The sequence below is a fragment of the Streptomyces sp. NPDC048650 genome, assembly GCF_043199095.1.
GTDB lineage: Bacteria > Actinomycetota > Actinomycetes > Streptomycetales > Streptomycetaceae > Streptomyces.
Genome location: NZ_JBICVM010000021.1, coordinates 34,495 through 56,117, shown reverse-complemented (window position 1 = coordinate 56,117; position 21,623 = coordinate 34,495). Strand labels below are relative to the sequence as shown.

General features: G+C 66.9%; 23 protein-coding genes. 10 read left to right on the top strand and 13 right to left on the bottom strand.

Features of this window, described 5'->3' with window-relative positions; genetic code table 11:
• Nucleotides 1-223: 223 nt before the first annotated feature.
• Together ACGFML_RS35640 and ACGFML_RS35635 are read right to left on the bottom strand one after the other, a co-directional pair.
• Nucleotides 224-646 carry a hypothetical protein gene (locus ACGFML_RS35640; RefSeq protein ID WP_393549826.1) on the bottom strand — a complete coding sequence of 141 codons (423 nt, stop codon included), beginning with the start codon at nt 644-646 and terminating at the stop codon, nt 224-226.
• Nucleotides 647-1,542: 896 nt separating this feature from the next.
• Nucleotides 1,543-2,445 (bottom strand): LysR family transcriptional regulator, encoded by a 903-nt coding sequence (locus ACGFML_RS35635; RefSeq protein WP_393549825.1) that lies wholly within the window; start codon nt 2,443-2,445, stop codon nt 1,543-1,545.
• Between the two features lie 188 nt (nt 2,446-2,633).
• Here ACGFML_RS35635 and ACGFML_RS35630 point away from each other — a divergent pair, with 188 nt between their 5' ends.
• Nucleotides 2,634-3,470, top strand: coding sequence for a DMT family transporter (locus ACGFML_RS35630; protein WP_393549824.1), 837 nt, complete (start codon nt 2,634-2,636; stop codon nt 3,468-3,470).
• 224 nt (nt 3,471-3,694) lie between these two features.
• Here the strand turns inward: ACGFML_RS35630 and ACGFML_RS35625 are convergent, their stop codons facing one another.
• Nucleotides 3,695-4,339, bottom strand: a complete 645-nt coding sequence (locus ACGFML_RS35625; protein ID WP_393549823.1) for a GNAT family N-acetyltransferase — start codon at nt 4,337-4,339, stop codon at nt 3,695-3,697.
• Between the two features lie 290 nt (nt 4,340-4,629).
• On the opposite strand from ACGFML_RS35625, the gene ACGFML_RS35620 reads away from it, so the two are divergent.
• Complete coding sequence (locus ACGFML_RS35620; RefSeq protein ID WP_393549822.1) at nt 4,630-5,157, top strand: DinB family protein; 528 nt, start codon at nt 4,630-4,632, stop codon at nt 5,155-5,157.
• 36 nt (nt 5,158-5,193) lie between these two features.
• On the opposite strand, the gene ACGFML_RS35615 is transcribed toward ACGFML_RS35620, so the two are convergent.
• On the bottom strand, nt 5,194-6,831 hold the full coding sequence (locus tag ACGFML_RS35615) for an ISL3 family transposase (RefSeq protein WP_393549821.1): 1,638 nt from the start codon (nt 6,829-6,831) through the stop codon (nt 5,194-5,196).
• A 378-nt stretch (nt 6,832-7,209) separates the two neighbouring features.
• Between ACGFML_RS35615 and ACGFML_RS35610 the strand changes: the two genes are divergently transcribed.
• From ACGFML_RS35610 to ACGFML_RS35600, 3 genes are all read left to right on the top strand, one after another.
• Nucleotides 7,210-7,425 carry a DUF5958 family protein gene (locus ACGFML_RS35610; RefSeq protein ID WP_393549820.1) on the top strand — a complete coding sequence of 72 codons (216 nt, stop codon included), beginning with the start codon at nt 7,210-7,212 and terminating at the stop codon, nt 7,423-7,425.
• The gene (locus ACGFML_RS35605) at nt 7,419-7,607 is read left to right on the top strand and encodes a DUF5958 family protein (protein WP_393549819.1); all 189 of its coding nucleotides are present in this window, start codon (nt 7,419-7,421) and stop codon (nt 7,605-7,607) included. The genes ACGFML_RS35610 and ACGFML_RS35605 overlap by 7 nt, the downstream gene beginning before the upstream one ends.
• Before the next feature lie 313 nt (nt 7,608-7,920).
• Nucleotides 7,921-8,328: a DUF6193 family natural product biosynthesis protein gene (locus ACGFML_RS35600; protein WP_393549818.1), complete on the top strand. Its 408-nt coding sequence runs from the start codon at nt 7,921-7,923 to the stop codon at nt 8,326-8,328.
• 84 nt (nt 8,329-8,412) lie between these two features.
• On the opposite strand, the gene ACGFML_RS35595 is transcribed toward ACGFML_RS35600, so the two are convergent.
• The 6 genes from ACGFML_RS35595 to ACGFML_RS35570 form a co-directional block, all read right to left on the bottom strand.
• Nucleotides 8,413-8,670 carry a DUF6221 family protein gene (locus ACGFML_RS35595; RefSeq protein WP_393549817.1) on the bottom strand — a complete coding sequence of 86 codons (258 nt, stop codon included), beginning with the start codon at nt 8,668-8,670 and terminating at the stop codon, nt 8,413-8,415.
• Nucleotides 8,671-8,867: 197 nt separating this feature from the next.
• A complete protein-coding gene (locus tag ACGFML_RS35590) occupies nt 8,868-9,338 on the bottom strand; it encodes a hypothetical protein (RefSeq protein WP_393549816.1) in 471 nt (156 codons plus the stop codon).
• Between the two features lie 536 nt (nt 9,339-9,874).
• Nucleotides 9,875-10,468, bottom strand: coding sequence for a hypothetical protein (locus tag ACGFML_RS35585; RefSeq protein ID WP_393549815.1), 594 nt, complete (start codon nt 10,466-10,468; stop codon nt 9,875-9,877).
• A 584-nt stretch (nt 10,469-11,052) separates the two neighbouring features.
• Entirely contained in the window at nt 11,053-11,508 is a 456-nt protein-coding gene (locus ACGFML_RS35580; RefSeq protein ID WP_393549886.1) for a GNAT family N-acetyltransferase, read from the bottom strand.
• 391 nt (nt 11,509-11,899) lie between these two features.
• The gene (locus ACGFML_RS35575; RefSeq protein ID WP_393549814.1) at nt 11,900-12,283 is read right to left on the bottom strand and encodes a hypothetical protein; all 384 of its coding nucleotides are present in this window, start codon (nt 12,281-12,283) and stop codon (nt 11,900-11,902) included.
• A 302-nt stretch (nt 12,284-12,585) separates the two neighbouring features.
• Nucleotides 12,586-13,263 (bottom strand): ScbR family autoregulator-binding transcription factor, encoded by a 678-nt coding sequence (locus ACGFML_RS35570; protein ID WP_393549813.1) that lies wholly within the window; start codon nt 13,261-13,263, stop codon nt 12,586-12,588.
• A gap of 835 nt (nt 13,264-14,098) precedes the next feature.
• On the opposite strand from ACGFML_RS35570, the gene ACGFML_RS35565 reads away from it, so the two are divergent.
• Both ACGFML_RS35565 and ACGFML_RS35560 read left to right on the top strand, forming a co-directional pair.
• Nucleotides 14,099-14,920, top strand: a complete 822-nt coding sequence (locus ACGFML_RS35565; protein ID WP_393549812.1) for a helix-turn-helix domain-containing protein — start codon at nt 14,099-14,101, stop codon at nt 14,918-14,920.
• A gap of 597 nt (nt 14,921-15,517) precedes the next feature.
• Nucleotides 15,518-16,375, top strand: coding sequence for a PhlD (locus tag ACGFML_RS35560; protein ID WP_393549885.1), 858 nt, complete (start codon nt 15,518-15,520; stop codon nt 16,373-16,375).
• Nucleotides 16,376-16,598: 223 nt separating this feature from the next.
• On the opposite strand, the gene ACGFML_RS35555 is transcribed toward ACGFML_RS35560, so the two are convergent.
• Nucleotides 16,599-17,192 carry a hypothetical protein gene (locus ACGFML_RS35555; protein ID WP_393549811.1) on the bottom strand — a complete coding sequence of 198 codons (594 nt, stop codon included), beginning with the start codon at nt 17,190-17,192 and terminating at the stop codon, nt 16,599-16,601.
• Nucleotides 17,193-17,703: 511 nt separating this feature from the next.
• On the opposite strand from ACGFML_RS35555, the gene ACGFML_RS35550 reads away from it, so the two are divergent.
• Complete coding sequence (locus tag ACGFML_RS35550) at nt 17,704-18,102, top strand: VOC family protein (RefSeq protein WP_393549810.1); 399 nt, start codon at nt 17,704-17,706, stop codon at nt 18,100-18,102.
• An 89-nt stretch (nt 18,103-18,191) separates the two neighbouring features.
• On the opposite strand, the gene dapA is transcribed toward ACGFML_RS35550, so the two are convergent.
• Nucleotides 18,192-19,106 carry a 4-hydroxy-tetrahydrodipicolinate synthase gene (gene dapA / locus ACGFML_RS35545; protein ID WP_393549809.1) on the bottom strand — a complete coding sequence of 305 codons (915 nt, stop codon included), beginning with the start codon at nt 19,104-19,106 and terminating at the stop codon, nt 18,192-18,194.
• 71 nt (nt 19,107-19,177) lie between these two features.
• On the opposite strand from dapA, the gene ACGFML_RS35540 reads away from it, so the two are divergent.
• Nucleotides 19,178-20,146: a LysR substrate-binding domain-containing protein gene (locus ACGFML_RS35540; protein ID WP_393549808.1), complete on the top strand. Its 969-nt coding sequence runs from the start codon at nt 19,178-19,180 to the stop codon at nt 20,144-20,146.
• A 192-nt stretch (nt 20,147-20,338) separates the two neighbouring features.
• Here ACGFML_RS35540 and ACGFML_RS35535 read toward each other — a convergent pair whose 3' ends face one another.
• Entirely contained in the window at nt 20,339-20,869 is a 531-nt protein-coding gene (locus ACGFML_RS35535; protein ID WP_393549807.1) for a MarR family winged helix-turn-helix transcriptional regulator, read from the bottom strand.
• Between the two features lie 112 nt (nt 20,870-20,981).
• Between ACGFML_RS35535 and ACGFML_RS35530 the strand changes: the two genes are divergently transcribed.
• The gene (locus tag ACGFML_RS35530; protein WP_393549806.1) at nt 20,982-21,593 is read left to right on the top strand and encodes a malonic semialdehyde reductase; all 612 of its coding nucleotides are present in this window, start codon (nt 20,982-20,984) and stop codon (nt 21,591-21,593) included.
• The last annotated feature ends 30 nt before the right edge of the window (nt 21,594-21,623 follow it).

Genomic DNA, 21,623 nt, shown 5'->3' with positions numbered 1-21,623 from the left:
CTGCTCGTCCAACGCCCAGCTGGGACGCCGGCCTTCTCTGTACGTCTCGCCGGACGGGAAGCGGCTCCGGTCGGACCGCAAGCAGCGGCAGCCGGGCACCGTCGTCACCGTCCAGGCTCCGGGCAGCCGGGCAGCCGGGCGGCCGGGCTCAAGACGCGGCTGCCCGGCCGACGAGCGGCCGTGGGCAGTGGTCGTGCCGGCTGTCCACGGCCGCGCTGCCGGCTCAGCGGACGTGCACCGTCACCACGTCAGAGGCGTGCAAGCGCACGGGATTCTGGTCGTGCGGGCTGGTCAGGCCGTACAGCACCGCACGGAATTCCAGATTGCCACGGCGCGCGGACGTGCCGTGTGCAGTGACCCGCGCGTCGCCCTTGACCGCGGCGCTGCAATTCTCCTGGTGCCACCCTTCTCCGAAGCCTTTCTCCTCCAGGCACAGCTGATGCAGGTATCCGGCGCTGTCATCGCCGCCGTGCGCCTTGACCGTGATGGTCTTGCCGACATGGGCCGTGTGCGGCGCCGTGATGTCCACGGCACCTTTGGCGAACGCCGGCGCGGCGGCCAGAGCCACTGAGGCCAGACCCAGCGCACCGATCACAGCCACACGGCCGCCCCTCGTCAGTACCCCGGTATTCTTCGTCCTGGTCATGGACTTCCCTCCCGCGGATCCCCCACCTGGTCAGACCCACCCCTTCACGAAGGCGCCCGGTGCGCCTCGCTGACTGTCCAGATGAGCCGGCCGCCCCGCGCGTTGCCCCTCGCCCGGCACCGTTACTAATTCACGACATAGCCTGCTAACAAGGGCCTGATCCCCGTGAACGGCCACCACATCATTTCTTGGGAAAGGCAGCCCGCCAACCTGCAGCGGTAAGTGCTTCTGGACTGTCGAACACCAAATCCAGGCGCGGCAAGTTCAGCTCTGACACGCCACCAGCTGGCGGGCCTGGGACTGGAATGGGCGTGAATGGCACGGCCCAGGCGTACCGTTCCGCATGAACTGCCGTCCAGAAGGTGCGGTGTTGCCCGTCCCTCGTGGAGACACCCAAGGGTCTGGAACCTTTCGATTCCAGGCCCTTGGGCGTGCGGTGGGGTCAGGTCTGGGGCAGCGGCCAACGGGTAGCGCGATCCGCGGGGCCTGCTGTAGCGCCGGGCGGCTGTGTGGATCAGGTGGTGGTGGAGGCAGGCTGCGACCCAACCGAAGACGCCGCCAGGACACGCCCATCACGCGCCTACCGTGACCACTCCCCCAGCGCCGCCGACTCTCCGCCAAGGAACGGGACATCAGAGCGGAGCAGCCAAGCTGTGGCTCGGGGACTGGGGCCGGAACCGTGGTGGACGGTGAGCTCGATATTGGCCCCGTTGCCGCAGGTCCAGGCATTCCTCGGAACCCCATCGCAGAACCGGACCGTTACCCCGTCGCAGAACCCGACCGTTGTGAGAGGACTTCTGCGACCGGCGACCGGCGACCTGACGAAGCGCCGCGAGGACTCCGCGCGGCGGACGACTCTCTCAACTGGCCACTCACAACTGGCCATTCTCACGTGGTCATCTATGCGGGCGCGGGATGCTGCGGTCCTCGCGGTAGAGGACGTTGGCAAGGGCGATGGCGGTGTGGGTGGCGGGGTGCGGGTCGTGGGTCCGCCAGATGAGGTGGACGGGTATGGGCTGCGCGTCGCGCAGGGGGCGGTAGGCGATGCCGTCGCGGCGGTACTGGGCGGCGGTGGCCTGCGCGGTGAGGCCGATGCAGCGGCCGGTGGCGATGGCGGCCAGCCAGTCGTCGATGTCCTGGGTGTACTCGACGGCGGGCCGTTCGTGTGCGGGCCAGAGGTCGAGAGTGGTGGTGCCGGTGCGTCGGTCGATGGCCAGGGTGCGGCCGGAGAGCTCGTCCAGGCGGATACTGCGGCGACGGGCCCAGCGATCGTCGGACGCCATGGCGACGCAGCGGGTCTCGTGGCCGATCAGGGCGTGGGACCACGGTTTCAGGTCGATCGGGGCGCGGATGACGGCGAGGTCGCACAGCCCTTCGGCGAGGCCGCCGGTGGGGGTGTTGTGTCGGATGAGGCGCAGTTCGGTCTCGGGGTGCTGGTCGTGCCAACGGCGCTGGAATTCGGTGGTGTGGTGGCCGAAGGCGGACCAGGCGTGGCCGATGTGGAGGCGGCTGTGGCCGGTGGTGGCTTCGCGGACGAGTTCGTCGGCGCCGGTGAGCAGGATGCGGGCGCGGGCGAGGACCTGGACGCCCGCGGTGGTGGGGGCGACGCTGCGGCTGGTGCGGTGCAGCAGCCGCACCCCGAGGAGGTGCTCGAGGGCGGCGAGGGTGCGGGAGACCGCGGCCTGGGAGATGCCCAGTTGAAGGGCGGCGTCGGTGAAACTGCCGGTGTCGATGATGGCGACCAGGCACCGCAGGTGCTTCAGCTCCAGCGTCGCCGAGTTCTCCCACTTCGCGTCCATACGCTCAGCGTATAGGTAGCCGTGTGAATGCATTTTGCGTATCGGGGTGAGGCTTCCATCGTGAGGGTATGCATCTCGACTCCTCGCCCTCTCCAGCCGTCGTGGCCCAGGCCGCAGCGCCTCAGGCCGCCGTGTCCGCTGGTTCTGCCGCTTCCCGGCAGTCCGGGCGAGGGGGCGGAGTGGCGCTGATGCTGGGTAGCGGTCTGTCCAACCAGATGGGCGCCTCTTTGGCGGCGCTGGCGTTCCCGGTGCTCGGCCCGGCCGGGGTGGTGGCGGTGCGCCAGTGGGTGGCCGCCGTCGTGCTGGGCGTCGTGGGCAGGCCGCGGCTGCGGCACTTCACCGCGGCGCAGTGGCGCTTGGTGTGGGGGCTGGCGCTGGTGTTCGCCGGGATGAACCTGTCCCTGTACGCGGCGATCGAGCGGATCGGGCTCGGCCTGGCGGTCACGCTGGAGTTCCTCGGCCCGCTGACCGTGGCCCTGGTCGGCTCCCGCCGTCGCCTCGACCTGCTCTGCGCGGCGGCGGCCGCGGGCGCGGTGGCCATGCTGATGCGGCCCACGCCCTCCACCGACTACGCGGGCATCGGTCTGGCGCTGCTGGCGGCACTGTGCTGGGCCTGCTACATCCTGCTCAACCGGGCCGTGGGTGCCCGGCTGCCCGGACTGGAGGGTTCCGCCGCGGCCGCGGCGGTCTCCGGCGCCCTCTACCTGCCGGTCGGCGCCTGGGTGCTGTGGCGACACCCGCCCACGACCGCGGCTCTGGGGTGCGCGCTGGCGGCCGGGGTGCTCTCCTCCGCGGTGCCGTTCCTGGCCGACCTGCTGGCCTTGCGGCGGGTCCCTGCGCACGTGTTCGGGGTGTTCATGAGCGTGAACCCGGTCGTCGCCGCCCTGGCCGGCCTCGTCGTTCTCGGCCAGCACCTCGATGTCCTCGCCTGGCTCGCCATCGCGGTGATCGTCGGCGCGAACACCGCCGCAGTGACCACCGCACACCGTCCCACTACCCGCCGGAGCACGACGGGAAGGTCCTGATCGTCCACGGGCAGCTGCCGGACACATCGGCCAACCGCGTCGCTCCCGTCATCACGCGCGCCTTCAACGGCATGGTCTACGACGCCACCGAATCCGGCGTCGTCGTCCTCGATGCTCGATGCCCGAAGCGGACGCGACGCCGAAACCTCCCCGGAGCTCGCGCCAGTGAGCGCAAACGGCCACCCGGGAATCGCCCTCGGCAAGGACTCCCACACGTTGACGGCCTACCCCGCACGACAGGCTGAAGGTCTCGCCCGGTACCAGGGTCTCTGGTGGTCAGCCGCGCGACCGGCATGTCCAGGGAGGGCACGGCGATGCAGAGACCGGCCGAGGAATCTCGTCATCCGCCAGATGACATCAATCCCCACTTCGCCAGGAGCGACGGGTCCTTCAGGTGCTTGTCTGCGCTCAACCTCAGCGAATCCCAAGCGGCGGGCGACGGCTCCGCTGGCAGAGTTGGCAGCATCGTGATGGATCTCGATGCGGTCGATGCCCGCCAACTGGAAGCCCTGGCGGACAAGAGCAGCAGCGGCCATCGTGGCCAGACCCTGCCCGGTCCGATGAGGGTGGAGCCAGTAGCCGATATCGAGGCCGCCCGCACCGATGCGGCGCATGAGACCGCAGCTGCCGATCACCGCAGCATCTGACGTGATCGCATAGCCGAAGGCTTGCCCGGTCTCCCATTCTTCCTGGTTCCGGGCGAGGAAGACCGAAGTTTGCTGTCTGCCAGGGTCGGCCGCCCAGGGCATCCACGGCACCAGATGGTCCAGGGACTCGTAGATCGCCCGTTCCAAAGCGTCGAGATCGCTCATGCGCCACCGGCGCAACGCAACCTGGTCAGAACTGAGGCATTCGGCAGGCTCTTCCATGCACCGGATGCTCTCGCAGCCCAGCTGAGACCGACAACGCATTATCAGCTGCCCGTTACCCAACCGGGCACGGTCGAAGCCCCTCAGCCAAGAGTGACGTCATTTCTCGTGAACATCTGCGGAGGCTCAGCCCCTCCCTCGCCTCCCAAACCGGTGGACAAACGCTGCTACTTGAAGGGTTCTGGCTCAATTTCTGTGACGCGACCACTCTCAGTGATCCGAGTGGTCGCGCGTGTTCGTCGCCAGCGAAGGGCCGCGAAGTTCATGGGGGCGTGTGCCAGGGTGCTGGCATGACTTCGACACCGGATGGACGCCCTATCCCACCTGCCCACGCTGGCGAGCGCGCCATGCTGGAATCGTGGCTCGACTTTCACCGTGCCACTCTCGCCCTGAAGTGCTCGGGCCTCAAAGACGACCAATTACGGCTGGCCTCGGCTGCGCCGTCGTCGATGACACTGCTGGGCCTCGTCCAGCACATGGCCGAGGTGGAACGCAACTGGTTCCAGCGTGTGTTCGCAGGACTGGACATGCGCGCAGTCTTCGGGGACAGCAACGTCGACGGCTTTGCCGTTGAGGATGGCCGAGGACTCGACGAGGCCATGGCGATCTGGCAGACAGAAATCGTTCGGGGGCGCGAGCTCATCGCTGCCGCCTCGCTGGACGACTCCGGCCGGCTGTCTGATCAGGAAGCCAGCCACGTAGGTGACGGAGGGGTCTCGTTGCGCTGGATCATGGTCCATATGATCGAGGAGTACGCACGTCACAACGGCCATGCCGACCTGATCCGAGAGCGCATCGACGGTGTCGCCGGGGCGTGAAATGCGGCTGGTGACAGTTCATTCGGCTGGCTTCATTCACCAGTAGTGTCGTGACACCATCACCGGGGCTGTTACGACAATAGGACTCTCTTTCTGAGCAGTTGGAAGCCTGCCCGGCCGAACATTTGGCGCTTGAGCATCTTGATCCGATTGACGTGGCCCTCGACCACACCCGAGTTCCAGGGCAGGGTCAGGCCGGCGATCCACAGCGTCGCGGTCGCGATCGATGCCCGCGGCGAGCGTATGGAGGCTTGGCGGGTCGTCCTGGCGAACGGCGTCGAGCCACTCGGGGAGCCGTTCGCCCTGGCGCTCTGTGAGCATCTGGGCGAAGGACCGGACGTGTCCGGTGAGGGCGTCGAGCTCGTGGCAGTTGGCCAAGACAGCTGTGAGCCGGAGTTGCTCGATCTCGTTGAGCGATTCCGGGCGGCTCAGAATCCATCTGGTCACCAGGCGAGGTGCCGGGGGCTGTGCGGTGATCGGCCGGGGTGACGTGCGCTTCCTCCTGATGTAGGCGCTGACAATGCCGTAGCTGCCCTTGTAGCCGAGTGGGACGATCTCTTCCCAGAGCTTCCAGGCGTTGGTGCAGCCCTCGTTCCAGCGGTCGTCGAGGTAGGGCTTGAACTCGTCCAGTGCGGAGGTCCGGTTGTACTGCCACTGCCCTCGGAAGAGATCTTCCGGCCTGGTGGCGTCGGCGAGGCTTTTGACGGTGCGGTGGGTCATGTGGAGTTGGCGGCCGATGGAGCGGCGGCTGTGACCGGCTTCCAGCATCGCGTGGACGGTGGCGTGCCTGGCCCGGATGCGATTGGCGAACCGGTCGCTCTTCCAGGGCGAGGCCGGGGTCTCCTCGGACGGTGCGGGCTCGTCGACTTCCTCCTTGACCGGTTCGGGGCCCAGGACGCGCAGGCACTGGCGGTGGCGGGCGACGGCCCGCTCGGCGGCCTCGCCGAGGTTGTTCCACAAATGCCAGCGGTCGGCAACCTGGACCGCTTGCGGTGCCCCGGCCTTGGCGCCTTCCGCGAAGAACGGAGCTCGGTCACGGCAGACGACCTCGATGCCGGGCCGCTTCGCCAGCCATTGGGCCAGACTGGACGCCTCTCTATCGGGCAGCAGATCCACGGGCCGTCGGCTCTCGACATCGACCAGTACGGTGCCGTAGACACGCCCCTTGCGCGTGGCGTACTCATCTGCCCCGACCACCCGCGGAGCCGGCAGATCCGGCTCAGGCAGCATGCCGACCAGCCGCAGCACAGTACTGCGGCTGACGGACACCCCGAAGACGCACGCCATCCGGGCACCGGCCCGGCCAGCGAGCGCGAGACCGACCGTGGCCAGGGTCGAGCGCAAGCGTTCGGTCCACCGGCTGTATCTCCGGGTCAGCCCCGGCAACTGCTCGACGAACGTCCGTCGTCCGCATGAAGCGTCCGGACAGAAGAACCGACGGACCCGCAGGCATAGAACGACCCGCCGCCCTGCGCTGGGCACATCTGCGGGGAACCGCAGGTAGGAGCTGTGTATCCGGCTCGACTGACACCCGCAACCGGGGCATGCGGCCCCGACCGCCGCGCTGCACGCCTCGATGCGTACCGCCTCGTCGTTCACGTCCACCGACAGCACCGTCACGTCCGCGACCGACGGGAACAACAGCTCCTCCAGCCGGAGCACTTTCTCGTCCACGGCGCCGAACTGTCGGCAACACGAGCATCGTCGCTGACCATTTTCAGGCAACTTCCCGAAGACCGTTGCAAGCGTCAGCCGTCACTCACCGTGCACGCCTCACGGAAGTTGAGCCAGAACCACTTGAAGCGAACGAAGCCACCACGAGGTGTTCACGAGTACCGCTGACCAGGGCACCCCAGAGACCGATGAAGATCGCTTCCCGTCTGGCTGGAGATCGTTTCCCAGCGCTGCGCCGATACCGCTCGTAACGGGTTGGCATTCAAGCGGCTGCGCACGGTGGAGTGGCGTGGTCAGCGAGTGTGGCATGCACCCCGAGCGGGCGGTAATCCGCGCCGACACCGCGGCGGAGTACCGCCCGATCTCCTGGGGGCAGTCGTGAACGAACGGGACGTCCTGCGCAACGAACTTGCGCAGGGGCTACGCCCCATGTCCGAAGGTATCGAGTGGTTCGACGGACTCGGCTTGGAAGAACGGTCCGACGTGCTGCTGTTCCTGCGTCATCACTGTGGCCAGGCGCGCTCTGTCGCCGTGGATGCGCCAGAGACATCCGCCGTGCTGGGCTGCGTCCGACGCAGACGCCCGCAGTGCTGATCTCACGGGGCCGGATCGACATGCAACTGGGAAAGATCGCCGGTCTCACGCCTGTCGACGAACGCCGGAAGGCGTTCAGGCTGCTGATCGCGGTGCTCACAGTCGCCGACGGGCGGCGCCACGAGCGCTTCTGCTCTGGCGGCTGTGGTCACTGGTGGCACCAACTGTCTGCTGCTGACTGACTGCTCACAGCCTGCTTCCTTCCTCACGCCTCACTTCGACGAGCCCATGGACATACTCGGCTGCTGTCGAACCGCGCAGGAGACGGGCGATTGGTGGCCACCCCGCCACCGCGTTTGGCGAGCACGAGCGAGGGTGGCCGCTGTGGTCAGCGGCGCCCCCAGGCGTACTCGAGGTGGGTAGTTTCAAAGGTGGTTTACAAGCCACTGCGCCAAGCCCAGGTTCACGGCGGCAGCCGTGATCAGGGCACAGAGGCGATAGGTCCGGAGCCAACTTCTCATCGCGTGCCGGACCGTAGGACCGCACAATCAGAGCATGACCAACCCTGTCGAAGCGGCCTGGCACAAGATCCTCACCACTGCCGGCTCACCCTGCCTGCCGGAGGGATCACTGCTCCTGGAACCGTTTGCCGAGCTGGTGCGGGTGGCACATGCCGAGCCGCTGCTTCGCCAGCTCTACCCCTGGACCGGTATGTGGGAACTGCACTTCAGCAGGTGCACAGTGATCCGCCCAACCTGGGACATTCCCTACATCGGCACCCGGAGAGACGGCCGGTACTACGTCGAAGGACCGAGTCGGAGCAGCTCACGGATCGCTGAGACGGGCAGCGCATCGGCCGCGGTAGCGATGGTCGTCGATCGCCTGCCGCCACACTGCGGCCCGGCCTTCATCGGTAGTGCGGACGAACTGGCCGCATACGAAAAGGCACGAGACCGCAGGTAGATGCGGGTCCATCGACTGGCAGAAGTAGAACCGGGACCCTAAGCGGCTTTCAGGATTGGCCCGGGCCTGTCTCTTTGATGGGTTCTACGGAATCCACTCCTGGCGGTAGTCGGGGTGCTCGGCGTACGACTGCGCCAGGACATTGAGCGCGTACGCGAGACCTGCATGGCGTGCATCTGCCGGATCCATTGCCTCGTATTGACTGGCAAGCATGTCGATCAGGTCGAGCATCGGCAGGTGGCTGTCGAGGAGGGCCTCGCCGCCGAAGCGGTGGGCCACCTCGGCATAGGCATGGTTGTCCGCCATGTTGCGGTCCCGAAGGAATCTGATGGTGTCGTCCATGAGCTCATCTTCGTGCCCAGGTGAGTACGGCGGCGAGGTGGAGCGCGGCCTGGTAGGCGATGCCGAGCTTGTCAGTTCGCGTGGCCAGACCGCGGCACTGCTTGAATCGGGTGATGCTGCGCTCTACCGCGTTGATCGACCGGGGCTGCCAGCTCCAGCAGCTCGTGCTCGTTCGTGCGGCACCCCGGGGCCGCTGCTCAGGCGATCCATCTCTCACCGTGTCGCTGACGATCCAATCCCACGGCGGAGAACTCGTCCTCTCCGACGCTCGCCACGACGCCCAGCCGTCGAAGTGCCTGCGAGATAGCGCTGCCAGCAGGCGGAAAGGGCCGGCCCTCCGGTGCGTGGAGCGGTCCCAGCGCGATGGTGCCGGCGATCCACACGGCAGCCTGCAGCTCGCCCACACCGCCGAAGTACTCGGCTTCCACGTACGCCACCGGCCCAGCGGTCGACCAAACAGCCAGGGTCTTCTCGAACCGTTCCGGCAGTCGCCAGAACCCCAAAGCTCCTGTTCCGCTGCCGTCCGCGACGGAGTCATAGAGGGCGTCTGTCATCGGCATCAGCGACAGCCCCTGTCCGAGCGACGCCAACCGGGCGGCAGGCAGATTCCGTGAAGCGGCGCGCAGCACCTCGTCACCAGCGATCACCGCTTGCAGGTCATAGCCCACCCCAACGCCCCCCACCGACGGAACCGATATCTTGCCGCACGCGCCCCGTTACCGTCAGGCGACGAGGTCGAAATCCATTCCTGCGAGGACGACTCCTGACTGATCGGGAACCAGCGGAGGAAAGCTCCCACCGATGCATCGCGTTCGTCGGCGACTGAGCGTGGGTGCAGGGGCTCAGCAAGCCTAGGCACGGCGACATCAGGGAAGTCCCTCACCACACTGCGCTCGCGGCAGATCCGCTGGAGCTCGCCGTCCTTGGCGGCCAGGGTGGACAGACGGAGACGGTGATTCTTCTGGAGCCCGTCGAACTCCGCAGGTATCCGCGCCAGTTTGCTGGTGAGCCACGGGTGGAGACTGCACAACCGGGCGATGCGGGCCTCGCGCGGATCGAGGTGCCGGCCCACCAAGACCAGCAAGACCAGCAAGACCAGCAAGACCAGCAAGACCAGCTTCTACAGTTTGGCCGGCGTCGGCATGAACGGCGTTTCCACCTCAACACTCGTTAGACCCACATCAGGAACGCGGGAAGCCGGGTTCTATGCGGTGTGCGTGGTCGCCGGGCGTCGAATCTCAAGGACGACTGCCGTTCCGGCCACGGACCGGTCTTCGTGCATGGTGATCACTTGGCCGGGCTGAAGACGCTGCCACTGCGAGGGGGCGAAAGGCGCGAGTCGCACCGAGGATCGCTCACCAGGTCCCAGGAAGGGCGTGGACTCCGCCCAGAGCGCAGCGATGTTGAGGGCCGGCTCGCCGGTCGGTGTCCGCAATCCGATGTTCCACATCGATCGCAGGACGCCAGCTCCGGAGAAGGACGTTTGCCGGCGGGTCTCGTTGGCCGGGCGGAGGGTGAGGTCTGCTCGGATGATGCCGTTGCGGGTTTCGTAGCAGCGCCAGTGACACCAGGCCGCGCTCTTCTCCAGCTGCATCTGCTCAGCGGCGGTGGCCATGGTTTCCCAGAAGGTGAGCGGAAGCGGGTGGACGTCGCCGAGTTCCTCCAGTAGTTCGAGGGCCACTTCCCACTCGTCATGGGTGAGGTACTCCCAGACGTCATTCACCGTGATGTCGTTCTCGGTGGCGATCTTGTCAGGGACAAGCAGGGAAGCGGCTTCCAGCAGCTTGGGGACATCCATGACCTGATTCTGGACCATGGCCCCCTGATCGCGGCAGGAGGTGCCGGCCGAGTGGACACCGGAACCGGCGCAGCAGGTCGTACCCGTAGCTGCAGCACGACAACGCGCTCGCGTCACCGAGCGACAGATCCCGCAGTACCGCCGGCTCACCGGCTCGGTCTCCCGGTCGGCCGCGATCACGGAGAGAGCCACTTTCACCCGCAGCTGGTGAATCCATCGATCTCCCGTTCAGCCAAGGTACGCGGTGAGCGTCTCTCTTCATGCGTCGTGGTTCTGGCTCAGATTGCGTGGGTCGCGCACCGTGAGTGACGGATGAGCTCCCCTTGGCAGCTTGGGAAGTTGTCACTCCTGCTCAGGTGCCTCGACCGCGCCGTGATCGCGGTTCGTGGAACGGTCACGGTGACGGTTCCACGAACGCTCTCGCTTGCTTCATTGCTCAGCCGGCCGTCGGAGGCAGGTGGCGGCAGAGGTCAGTCGGCGTGACGTGGCGAACGGTGCGAAAGGCGTTGGACTCGTCCTGGCCGGAGCCGCGCCAGAAGCTCCCGCCCCCGACCATCACTACCGCATGTGACCCGCAGCGCCTTTCAGAGCGCCCTTGTCATGAACGTACTGTTCGGATCGGGCTGGTAGTCCGCGAATGGTTCGCAGTGCTGGAACCCGAACCTTTCGTACAGCCTTCGGGCGGGGAGGAAGGACTCAGCGGCGCCGGTCTCCAGGCTCAGCCGTGTGAACCCCATGCCTCGAGCCTCGGCGATGATGTGCTCCAGCAGCTGGGATGCGATTCCGCTCCTCTGCCGCGTCGACCTGGTACGCATCGACTTCAACTCCGCGTGGCCCGCGTCCAGTCGCTTGATCGCACCGCAACCCACCAAGCTGTCACCTTCCGAGACCGGCCAGAACATGATGTCGGGCCTCCGGAGGCTGTTGAGGTCGAGGGCGTGCTTGCTCTCCACCGGCGTGAGGGACCGCATCTGCTGGACGTGTTCGTCAAGGAACCTGGCGATCTCCGGGCCGGAGAGGTCGTCTACCACGATCTTCAACGTGCTCACCTCTCTACGACTCCCGTTGCCGCGGGGAGTCCCACGATCGCGTCGACTGTCAGATCTGCGTGCCGGTGTGCCGTACACCGAGGCTATGTTGATCTTGATGGGTGAGCCAGATCTTTTCGGATCGTCCTGCCGGGCACGGCGTGGACGGGCTACCGCGGAGTGGTGTAGCGATGGTTTCGTCCCTGTGTCCAGCAGAACCGGCAACCGTCACTCGGCGTGCGCGCTCCACTGAAGTTGAGCCAGAACCCGAGTCGTGACGTCAGTTGTTCATGAGATGGGGTGCTGGGCCGTGAAGCCGTGAACGAGGTCATCTCGCCGTCTGGAGGAGTTACTGTTCCGGTCGGCTCCGGAGCTGCGGTGGTGTCGTCGGTCGAGCCGGCTCCTAGAGGCAACTAATGGGTCCGCCAGGCGCCGGCTGGTACACGTACCAGATGACGAACAGTTGCAAGGCCAGCAGTGGTATGTCCAGTGCAAGGGCGCCCAGCGCCAGTTTGCCTTGCCAGCCGTGGCCCACCCATGTACCGCCTCGCCGGGTCCGCCTGGCCACCCACGAGAACAGTGCGAGGGTGAGAATCCCGCAGGTCAGTGAGCCATAGGCAGTCAGGTAGATCTGCCACGTCAGTGGCAGGTCGCCGCAGTGCGCCCACTCTGCGGCGGTGTGCGCGTCATCGGCCCTTCCGTACGCCGCGAGACCGCACAGGCCGAGCAGCGTGAACAGCGGGACCAGCAGTGTGGAGGGCTGGGAGCTGGTGGGTTTGTCGGCCATCAGTACCTATCCCGCCCCTTCCTCAGTTCGTCGTTCGGGCCGGCCTGGTCGTAGTAGATGGTGATGGTGAGGGTGTCGCCGGGTCTGGCTTGGGAAACGATCATTGCCTTCGGCCGGTGTGTGGTGGCCGGAGGCGGCATGGGTCCGCCCCGTTCCCCGAAGCCGGCCCCATGATGTGGCGGGACCGCAGAGTGGCGTCCGGGCGGACCGGAAAGACGAGCGCCGGCACCTCCGGTGCCATCGGGCAACCTTCGGCAACCTTGGGCGACCTTCGGCAACCTTCGGCGCACAGAGCATTGGCGCTACGCGTCCTCCTTGGCGACCATCGCCCTATCGACCGCCAGCTGCTTCGCTGCGACCTTGGCGACCTCGGCGCCGCGTTTGCAGGACAGGTCCAGCTGCGCCAGGGCGGTGGGCGTGGCGATGCTGGGCATGGTGTGGCTGAAGAAGATACGGAGTCGATTGCTCAGATCCTGGCGTCCGCTGACGGCCTGACTCATCATCTGCAGGCCCGCGAATGCGCCGACGTACATCTCAGCGGTCTGTTGTATGTCGACGCTGACCAGTAGTTCTCCGCGTGCGCGTGCTTCGGTGAGCAGCCCGATGACGAAGTTGGTCCAAGCGCCCATGGACTCGGTCCGGTCGAGGTGTTGGGAGGCTTGTTCCGTCGACATGCGCGCGGCCGCCTGCTGGAGGACGTCGTCCCGCAGCTGATGGGCAAGTGCCTGCCCTGCGTCAACGAACTCCTGGAGCTTGCTGGACTGAGGGGCGACCTTGATGTCTACGACCTGCTCTTTCATGACGGCGACGGCCAGTTCCTCCTTCGACTCGAAGTGGTAGTAGAGGCTCCCTTTGGTCAGTCCGGACTCGTCCAGGATCTCTTGGATCGTGGCGGCGTCGTAGCCGCGTCGGTTGAAGACAGCCGCGGCGCCTTCGAGAAGCTGGCGTTTGGTGCGGATTGCACGGTCTTGCAATGCCACGGAGGACTCCCTGATGGTGGGTGGTGCAGAGCCCGCCGGCTTCAGTGACGCCGAGGTGTTCGCGGAGCAGCCCAGGGACTCCCGTGGAACGAGCGATCAAATGTGAACCGGGCGGTAGGTATTTTACAGACTGCCTCTCGGCGGCCTCATTGGGCCTGTGGTGATCGGGACCTGCCATAGCGGCATTGCACCGGACGCACCTCCTGGAGGGAGAGCGCTCGGCGCTGATGTGCCGTCAAGTCGGCAATGACCGATCTTGACGAGCGGGGGCATGTCTTGACGAGCGGGGGCATGCTCAGCGCGGCGTGGTCGCACACGCCGGCTGGTGCACTCCAGGCTTCTCAGGGTCGACCTGATGTGCAGGGCAGGATTCACGACGGGTGTTCCCTGGGGGCGGCCACCCCCCTCTGCGCGGTGTGGATGCCGGGACCGGTCGCCACGATCCCTGACGGCAGCACCGCCCAGCGGCCCATAGCAGCACCCCCGACCACCGCCAGGACGTTGGCGTTGACCGATCCGCTGTCGGCCGGGTTCTGGTTCTGGAGGGCCTGGGCAGACCTGAGAGGGCTGCACGGGGCGGCCGATCGGTGTGAGATGGGTATGACGCGGCCTGCGGCCGTCGCGGTGACCGATCTCCCGGCACCACCGATGAGCTACAGACGCACGTCACACCCTCCCCTGAACTCAGACCGTGTGGTCTGTTTCTTGCAAGCCTCATCCTGAGTGAAGATTGTTTGATCAATCAACGGCGAGTGATTACCTGCATTGGCAGTGCGGACATTTCGGTGGCTGCACCGAGATCGGTGCAGCCACCGAGAACGGACAGGGGACGGACGTGAAGCGGCATTGGGCGTTCAGGGAGTTGTGCAAGGCCCGTCGAGCGGCGCTGCAGCCGGAGGATGTCGGCCTGGAGCCCAGGCCGCCGCGCCGCGGGCCGAAGGTCAAGGGACTGACCCAGGCCGAGGTCGACCGCGCGATGGGCGGCGGCAGCGGAACGTACGGGAAGGTCGAGGCGGGTCTCATACGCCCCTCCCCCGAGTACCTGCTCCACCTTGCCCGGCTGTTGCGGTTCAAGGCCAGCGAGTTCGAACAGAGCCACCTGGACCTGTTCGGGACGCCGACGGGGCTGATGCTCAACCCGGACGCGCACTCCGAGATACCCGCGGCCTACCAGCGGAAGGTCGATGCCCAGCCGCATATGTGCTATGTCCAGAACCGCCGTTGGGAGCCGATCTACTGGAACGATGCGTTTGTGCGGCTGTTTCCCTCACGGCGGGTTCCGGCGAATCTGGCCGAGTGGTGGCTGCTCTCCGACGAGGCCCGGGATCCTGAGACCGGCGTCATGCCGAACTGGGGCCCCGATTGGGGCAGGTTCCTGGTGCCGCAGTTCAGGGCCTCGCTCAGCGCCTTCCCCAAGGATCCCGTCCTGCAGCGCGTCAATGCCCTGGTCACGCGCGATCCTCTCGTCCAGAAGCTGTACGAGTGCGGCGAGAACGCCTACATCCACCCGGATGGCGACCGGCGTCGGCTGCGCCACGGCGAGCTGGGGCTCGGATGGGCGACCCTCTTGTCCGTGACCCCTCAATCGGCGCCGGGCTGCCGCGAGATGACCGTCATATTCGACCCGGACGACCATCCGGCGGCCGACGATTCGTAGGAATTGCCGGTCACTTCACGACGAATGCGCGGTGCCCTTGGGGTGTCCGCGCCGGGCTGTTCCGCATTGTGCGAGCAGAGGGCATGGGCCGGCGTGGAGTTGACCCGCCCTTGGCCCCGATGACCGCCGCACCAGTTCCCACCGACGCCCCGGACCGAATCTTGTCCGGGGCGTTTCCGCTTCCCGGAATCCGACCGCTCCACGGGGCCGGAACGCAGGTCCGCACCTTTACAGATGCGAGCGCACCGCAGATTATCGGAGCGGCGAGTTTCGGACCCCGACAGAGGGCCGCCCGGCTGCCGCCCTGCGCGAGGCGCTGCAGAGCGGCGATGGAAAACGACTCGCACGTGTGCTACGCACCTTCTTCACCCGATCTTCATGAGTGGGTCAAGGGGAGCCTAGCCACCACTCAAGGAGAGCAAATTGGCATTTGTACATCCCCCTGGTGTAGGGGAAGCCCCCTATCTTGTCGAAACCGAGGAACTCGTCGACGTCATTCTGAGGGCGCACCCCGACTACCCCAGGAGAAAGGGGCTGCCGCGGTTCGCGGCCCGGACCGGTGTCAAGACACGGCGATTCATCCGGCCACTGGAAGAGGTGGCGGAGGACGCGCCCTTCGAGGTGCACAACGATGCGGCCGTGGCCGGTGTACTCGATCTGGTTCTCCAAGCCTCACGCCAGGCAATGGAAAACGCATGCGTGAGACCCGAGGACATCGCGACGTTCGTCACCATCCACGCGACCGGGCACGAGCACCCCAGCCTCGCCGATCACGCGGCCGAGCCACTCGGCCTGCGCAGTGACGTGGCGATCGTCCCCATGACGGAACTCGCCTGCGCAGGCGGCGCTCACGCCCTGGCCCTGGCTGCCAGACTCGCCCGTCCTGGGGAGCCGGTCCTCGTCGGCGGAGGAGAGGTGCTCAGCTCGTCGTTCCAGTTGCAGCGCGACGTCGAAGTGGGGCACATGGGGTTCAAATTCCTCTTCGGGGACGGTGGGACCGCCGCAGTGGTCACTGCGGAGCGGCCTGCGGGGCCGTGCCTGGAGATCCTCGATTCCTGGCAGTACCGCCTCCCCGGCTCGCTGGACTTCTACCGCAGTCGCGCCGACCGGTGGGGTATCCACTTCGACTCCACTCCGGAAGCCCTGGCGGCGGTCGGCAAGGTCGTGCCCGAGATCCCGTGGCTGGACGACGACTGGGATCCGCAGTTCGGCATCGTGCACCCGGGCTCGAAACTCATCCTGGACGAGGTCACCGCCCACGGCGGCGCCCCGTACGACGCCCTGCGGTACTCACGGAACGAGCTGGAGAACAGCGGAAACTACGGCGGCCCCACACTGCTCGGCGTGGCCGCACGCGCCTTCGACGACCCGCCCCCGTCCGGCGCCGACGGCGTGGCCATGAGCTTCGGGCCCGGCTTCCGCCTCGAAACCTCGAGACTCCGCTACCTGGCCTGACTGCGCACCGCGCCGAGCCACCGCACCCGCCCGGGGCCCCAGCAGCACTCGACCACCCCGCCCTACCACGCCGGCAGCAGCCGTCCTTTCTGCTGGAGGCACACCCGGCCCAGGCCGGCTCCGGAAACTCTCCCGGAGCCGGCCGCACGCAACATCTCCAGCCGCTACACGTATCCGCTGCCCGCTGTCGCCGGTCCCGGCATCCGCAGGAGTGACAACTCGGCTATTTGACGGCCCACTTCAGCGGGGCCTCGTAGTAGCCCCGGGAGTAGAGGACGTGCGTGGCCTTCTCGCCCTTGGGCACGAGAAACAGCGCGCACCTCGTGTGGTCGTCGCCCTTCTTCCACTGTTGGTCGGGGTCGTCCTCCTTGCAGTCGGCAGGCATGCTGCTCAGGTCGGACCCCATCACGAGCAGTTGCTTGACCGGCTGGGCCCGTTCGGTGAGGACACCCACGTCCGACATCACGTAGGCGCCCTTGATCGGCGAATCCCCGCCGACGAGCTTGGCGTTGACGTACACCCAGGCCGGCACCAGATCCGTGTACTGCATATCGTCCAGCTCTTTGAGGTCGGATTCCTTGCCCATCACCACCCGCTGCGGGGTGATGCGGAACATGCCGTCCTTCCCCCAGCGGGAGAGTTCCACCAGGTGGCGGCTCGGCTGCCCGAGATGCAGCGACTCCTCGGCGGTCTCCGAAGGCTTCCCGGCGGTGTCGCCGTTCGGATCGAAGCCGCTACCGCAGGCAGACAGAAGCAGCACGGCGAGCGCCGTTGCGGCGCTTCCCCGCCGGGCCGCCGCCCGTATGTCCGTGACCATGTGTTCCCCCTCGTCAGACCAATGTCCGGACTCATGGACGGCAAGAGCGCCGACCGAGCCCGCACACATTCTCGACTCTCCACACGGACCCCGGCTCGCCACTGTCGAGTGGAGCCGTAAGCGCGAGGGATATCCGAGCTTCCTGCGCACCCGCATCAGCCGACCGCACCGCGGGTCCCTCTCCGAGGTCCTCCACCACCAGGACGAAGAGATCGCCACTCGTACGGCACTGTCGCCCCTGGACGTGGCAGGTGATGCCGACGCCCTGTTCTTCCTCGGACTCCCTCTGCGCGACGCCTGGAATACCTGCTCGCCGATGCTGACGACGACAACGGAGAACCCACACTGTGGGAAGAGAGGTCGCTTCGATCGGCGGGGTGGACGCGGGCTCAACCGACAAGATCATAAAATCGCGACCCGGTGGTCTCCGTGGGGCCGGTGTCAGAGGTAGGCCCTAGCCTCGTGCTCGAAGGACCAACACCAGCACCCGGAGGGCAGCACCATGGCCTCGATGCCACAGAAGATCACCACTTTCCTCATGTTCGAGGGCAGGGCGGAGGAGGCGCTGACCTTCTACATGTCGCTGTTCGAGGACGCCGAGGTCGTCGACATCTCCCGCTACGGCGCCGACGGCCCCGGCGAGGCGGGCACGGTCCAGCACGCCACGTTCTCGCTCGCCGGACAGCGGTTCATGTGCATCGACAGCCACGTCAAGCACGGTTTCGGGTTCACTCCGGCGGTATCGCTGTTCGTGGAGTGCGACACCGAGGCCGAGCTCGACCGCCTCTACGGCGCCCTCGCTGAACAGGGCGCGGAGCTCATGCCGCTGGGCTCGTACGGCTTCAGCGCCAAGTTCGGCTGGGTGAACGACCGCTTCGGCGTCTCCTGGCAGCTGAACCTGCCCAAGTGAGTGAGTCACCGCTGCTCATGATCAGCCGGATGCGCTCGGACAGCGCTCATGGTCATGTGCGAAATGGCCCTTGGTGGAGGAGCTCATCGTCAGGCTGGGGACGCATGACGTGCACGGCTGCCGGCCAGGAGCGCCGCTCGGTGGACCGTACTGCTGGAGGCGGCCAGCAACGGCATCCGGACGGCCGGGCTGGGAATGCGCTCCTGAGCGTGCAGCACTCCCTTGATCACTGTCGGGTTCGGTTCGGCGAAGAGGGCAGCGGAAAACCGGGCCAGCTCGGCTCCGAGCCGGCGGGCGGATGCACCGGAGCCACGACGCCACAACGAGATCATTTCGGCGTAGTCGGCGGTGCGCACATTGGCCGAAGCGACGATTCCGCCGTGGGCTCCCGCCGCCACGAGCGGTGATATGACGACGTCGTCGCCGCCGAGCACGGCGAAGCCGGGTGGGGGGCAGCCGAGCAACTCCATCGTGGTCGCGTCGATCGCGCCGGTCGCGTGCTTGATCCCGACGATCCCTGGTAGGCGGCTGAGTGCTGCGATCGTGCCGACGCTGAGAGTCTGTCCCGTGCGGTAGGGGATGTCGTACACGATCAGCGGCATGCCCCCGTGCTCGGCCAGCGCGGTGAAGTGCGCCAGTGTCCCCGCTTCACCGGGCCGGATGTAGGGCGGCGCGGGAACCAGCGCCGCAGCCACGTCGCCGGTGGCCGCCAGCTCACGCAGTGACTGGATGGCGGTGGCGGTGTCGTTGGTGCCGACCCCGACGATCAGCGGGGCGCCATGTGCCTGGCAGGCGGCCGAGCAGATGCGCACCACAGTCTGCTTCTCCTCCGCGGTCAACGTGGCCGATTCCGCGGTGGTGCCGAGGGCGACGAGTCCGGAGGCGTCGGCCGACAGCGCATCGTCGGCGAGTCGGGCCAGCGCATCGGGAGCCAGACGCAGGTCGTCGGTGAAAGGGGTCACCAAGGGGACGTACAGGCCGTTGAAGATCGGATCGGGGTTCATGGTCCTAGCCTGGCTCACACCCACCCGGTAGATCCATTTCTGATTTCTACCTTTACGCGTAAGCTGAGCTTATGCTCGATGTTCGTCGTCTCTACCTGCTTCGCGAGCTGGACCGGCGGGGCACGATCGCGGCGGTGGCCGAGGCGCTGACCTTCACCGCATCCGCCGTCTCCCAGCAGCTGGGTGTGCTGGAACGCGAGGCAGGCGTGGCCTTGCTGGAACGCAGCGGCCGGCGTGTGATCCTCACGCCGGCAGGCCGGTCCCTCGTCGAACACGCCGACGCCGTGCTGCAACGCCTCGAGCTGGCGGTCGCCGAGCTGGCCAGCGCGCGGGACGGCATCGGCGGGCCGCTACGCATCGGGACCTTCCCCTCCGCCGGCCACACCATCGTGCCCGCCGCGCTGGCCGAGCTGGCCCAACGGCATCCCGCGCTGGAACCGATGGTGCAAGAGATCGACTCTGCCCGCGTCTCCGACGGTCTGCGAGCCGGCGAACTCGACGTCGCCCTTGTCCACGACTACGACTTCGTACCCGCGTCACCGGACACCACGGTGGACGAGGTACCCCTGCTGGAAGAGCCGATGTACCTGGTCACCAGCACCTCGGCCAAGGACGCCGGCCGCAGCGACACGCTGGCAGAGCTGCTCGGGCCCTATGCCGACGCCCCGTGGATAACCGCACGGGACGGCACGACCGGTCACGCGATGGCCGTACGCGCCTGCCAGGCAGCCGGGTTCCAGCCGAAAATTCGCCACCAGGTCAACGACTTCCGCACAGTGCTGGCCCTGGCCGCCACCGGGCAAGGGGCCGGATTTGTGCCGGAAATAGCCACTGCGCAAAGCCCCGCAGGTGTGGTGTTGACCAAGTTGCCGTTGTTCCGCCGGTCGAAGGTCGCCTTCCGCGCGAGCGGCGGTACTCATCCGGCGATCGCCGCATTCGTGGCCGCGGCAAGAGTGGCAGTGCGCTCTGGGCCCGAAGTTCCACACGCAGAAGGTGACAGGGAAGGACAGCCCTCCCCTCACGCCACCTCGGCCTTGTAGCTGGGCCGGCACAGGATGGCGGTGGCTTCAGCCCGTTCGTCGCGACGGCCGGATACGGGTGCCGGGATCAGAGTGAGCGCGCCTGGTGACGAGTTGCCGGCGAGGTGGAAGTAGCGGGCTAGGAAGTCCCCGGACCGCGCAGGCGGTGCCGTGCTCCCCCACAACTCCCTACGGCCGTGCAGTGGGTTGGTGTCACTTGATGGTGGTGTCGCCGAGGGAAATGAGCATGAGGCGCAGCTTTTGCGCCAGTTCGTCGCATTCCTCCCGGTCGAAGAACTCGAGCATGCGCGCCTCGTTGGCGAGATGGTCGGCCATGTAGGCACGAGTGATCTCGTGGCCCCGCGCAGTGAGACGAATCTTCACCGAGCGCCGGTCCTCGGCGCCCCGCACCCGCTCGACCAGACCCTTGGCCTCCATCCGGTCTATGCGGTTCGTGATCGCTCCGGAGGTGACCATGGCCGCCTTGCGGAAGGCTCCGGCGGTCAGTTCGTACGGGGGGCCCGAACGTTGCAGGGTGGTCAGGACGTCGACTTCGCCAAGCTCCAGGTCTCGTTGGGCCGCGAAGGATCGGAACTCCTTTTCCAGTGCGGAACCGAGACGCTGGAGCCGGCCGAGCACCTGTACGGGCCACAACGCGTCGGCCAAGTCGGGGCGCTCCTGCATCCACTGCTCGACGATGCCATCCACCGCATCGTCACCCGCCCCGCCGTTCACTTCCTTCATGACCTGTCCCCTTCGCGCGCCGAGCCTCCAGAGTATCTCAACGTTGAATCACTTGACGTTGAACTAGTTGCGATGTTTTTATCTCAACGTTGAAATTCTCAACCTTGAACGGATGGAGTCCCCCGTGTCCGCGCCCTTCCTCACCCTTGACGCCGCCGCCCAGGACCGCCTCTTCCGTGAGGCCCGCACCGCCCACACGTTCACCGACGAGCCGGTGACCGACGAGCAGGTCCAGGCGATCTACGACCTGGTCAAGTTCGGCCCGACCGCCTACAACCAGTCGCCGCTGCGCGTCGTCCTGGTCCGTTCCCCCGAGGCCCGCGAGCGTCTGGTCAAGCACATGGCCGAGGGCAACCAGGCCAAGACCGCCACCGCCCCGCTGGTCGCGATCCTGGCAGCGGACAACGAGTTTCACGAGGAACTCCCGGCCCTGCTGCCGCACTTCCCGCAGGCCAAGGACATGCTCTTCGCCGAGCGTCCGGTCCGCGAGCGGTCCGCCCTGCTGAACGCCGCCCTCCAGGCCGCCTACTTCATCGTGGGCGTCCGCGCCGCCGGTCTGGCCGCCGGACCGATGACCGGCCTCGACTTCGCCGGTGTCCAGAAGGAGTTCCTCGACGACGACCACACCCCGCTCATGGTCGTCAACATCGGCAAGCCCGGCGAGGACGCCTGGTACCCCCGCTCCCCGCGCCTGGCCTACGACGAGGTCGTCACCACCGTCTGAGCCAGGACATCACCGTCCGAGTAGACCTGT

Coding starts and splice junctions, on each gene's coding strand:
- ACGFML_RS35640 (WP_393549826.1), bottom strand. CDS start 646: ATGACCAGGACGAAGAATACCGGGGTACTGACGAGGGGCGGCCGTGTG.
- ACGFML_RS35635 (WP_393549825.1), bottom strand. CDS start 2,445: ATGGACGCGAAGTGGGAGAACTCGGCGACGCTGGAGCTGAAGCACCTG.
- ACGFML_RS35630 (WP_393549824.1), top strand. CDS start 2,634: ATGCTGGGTAGCGGTCTGTCCAACCAGATGGGCGCCTCTTTGGCGGCG.
- ACGFML_RS35625 (WP_393549823.1), bottom strand. CDS start 4,339: ATGGAAGAGCCTGCCGAATGCCTCAGTTCTGACCAGGTTGCGTTGCGC.
- ACGFML_RS35620 (WP_393549822.1), top strand. CDS start 4,630: ATGACTTCGACACCGGATGGACGCCCTATCCCACCTGCCCACGCTGGC.
- ACGFML_RS35600 (WP_393549818.1), top strand. CDS start 7,921: ATGACCAACCCTGTCGAAGCGGCCTGGCACAAGATCCTCACCACTGCC.
- ACGFML_RS35595 (WP_393549817.1), bottom strand. CDS start 8,670: ATGGACGACACCATCAGATTCCTTCGGGACCGCAACATGGCGGACAAC.
- ACGFML_RS35585 (WP_393549815.1), bottom strand. CDS start 10,468: ATGGATGTCCCCAAGCTGCTGGAAGCCGCTTCCCTGCTTGTCCCTGAC.
- ACGFML_RS35575 (WP_393549814.1), bottom strand. CDS start 12,283: ATGGCCGACAAACCCACCAGCTCCCAGCCCTCCACACTGCTGGTCCCG.
- ACGFML_RS35555 (WP_393549811.1), bottom strand. CDS start 17,192: ATGGTCACGGACATACGGGCGGCGGCCCGGCGGGGAAGCGCCGCAACG.
- ACGFML_RS35550 (WP_393549810.1), top strand. CDS start 17,704: ATGCCACAGAAGATCACCACTTTCCTCATGTTCGAGGGCAGGGCGGAG.
- dapA (WP_393549809.1), bottom strand. CDS start 19,106: ATGAACCCCGATCCGATCTTCAACGGCCTGTACGTCCCCTTGGTGACC.
- ACGFML_RS35540 (WP_393549808.1), top strand. CDS start 19,178: ATGCTCGATGTTCGTCGTCTCTACCTGCTTCGCGAGCTGGACCGGCGG.
- ACGFML_RS35535 (WP_393549807.1), bottom strand. CDS start 20,869: ATGAAGGAAGTGAACGGCGGGGCGGGTGACGATGCGGTGGATGGCATC.
- ACGFML_RS35530 (WP_393549806.1), top strand. CDS start 20,982: ATGGAGTCCCCCGTGTCCGCGCCCTTCCTCACCCTTGACGCCGCCGCC.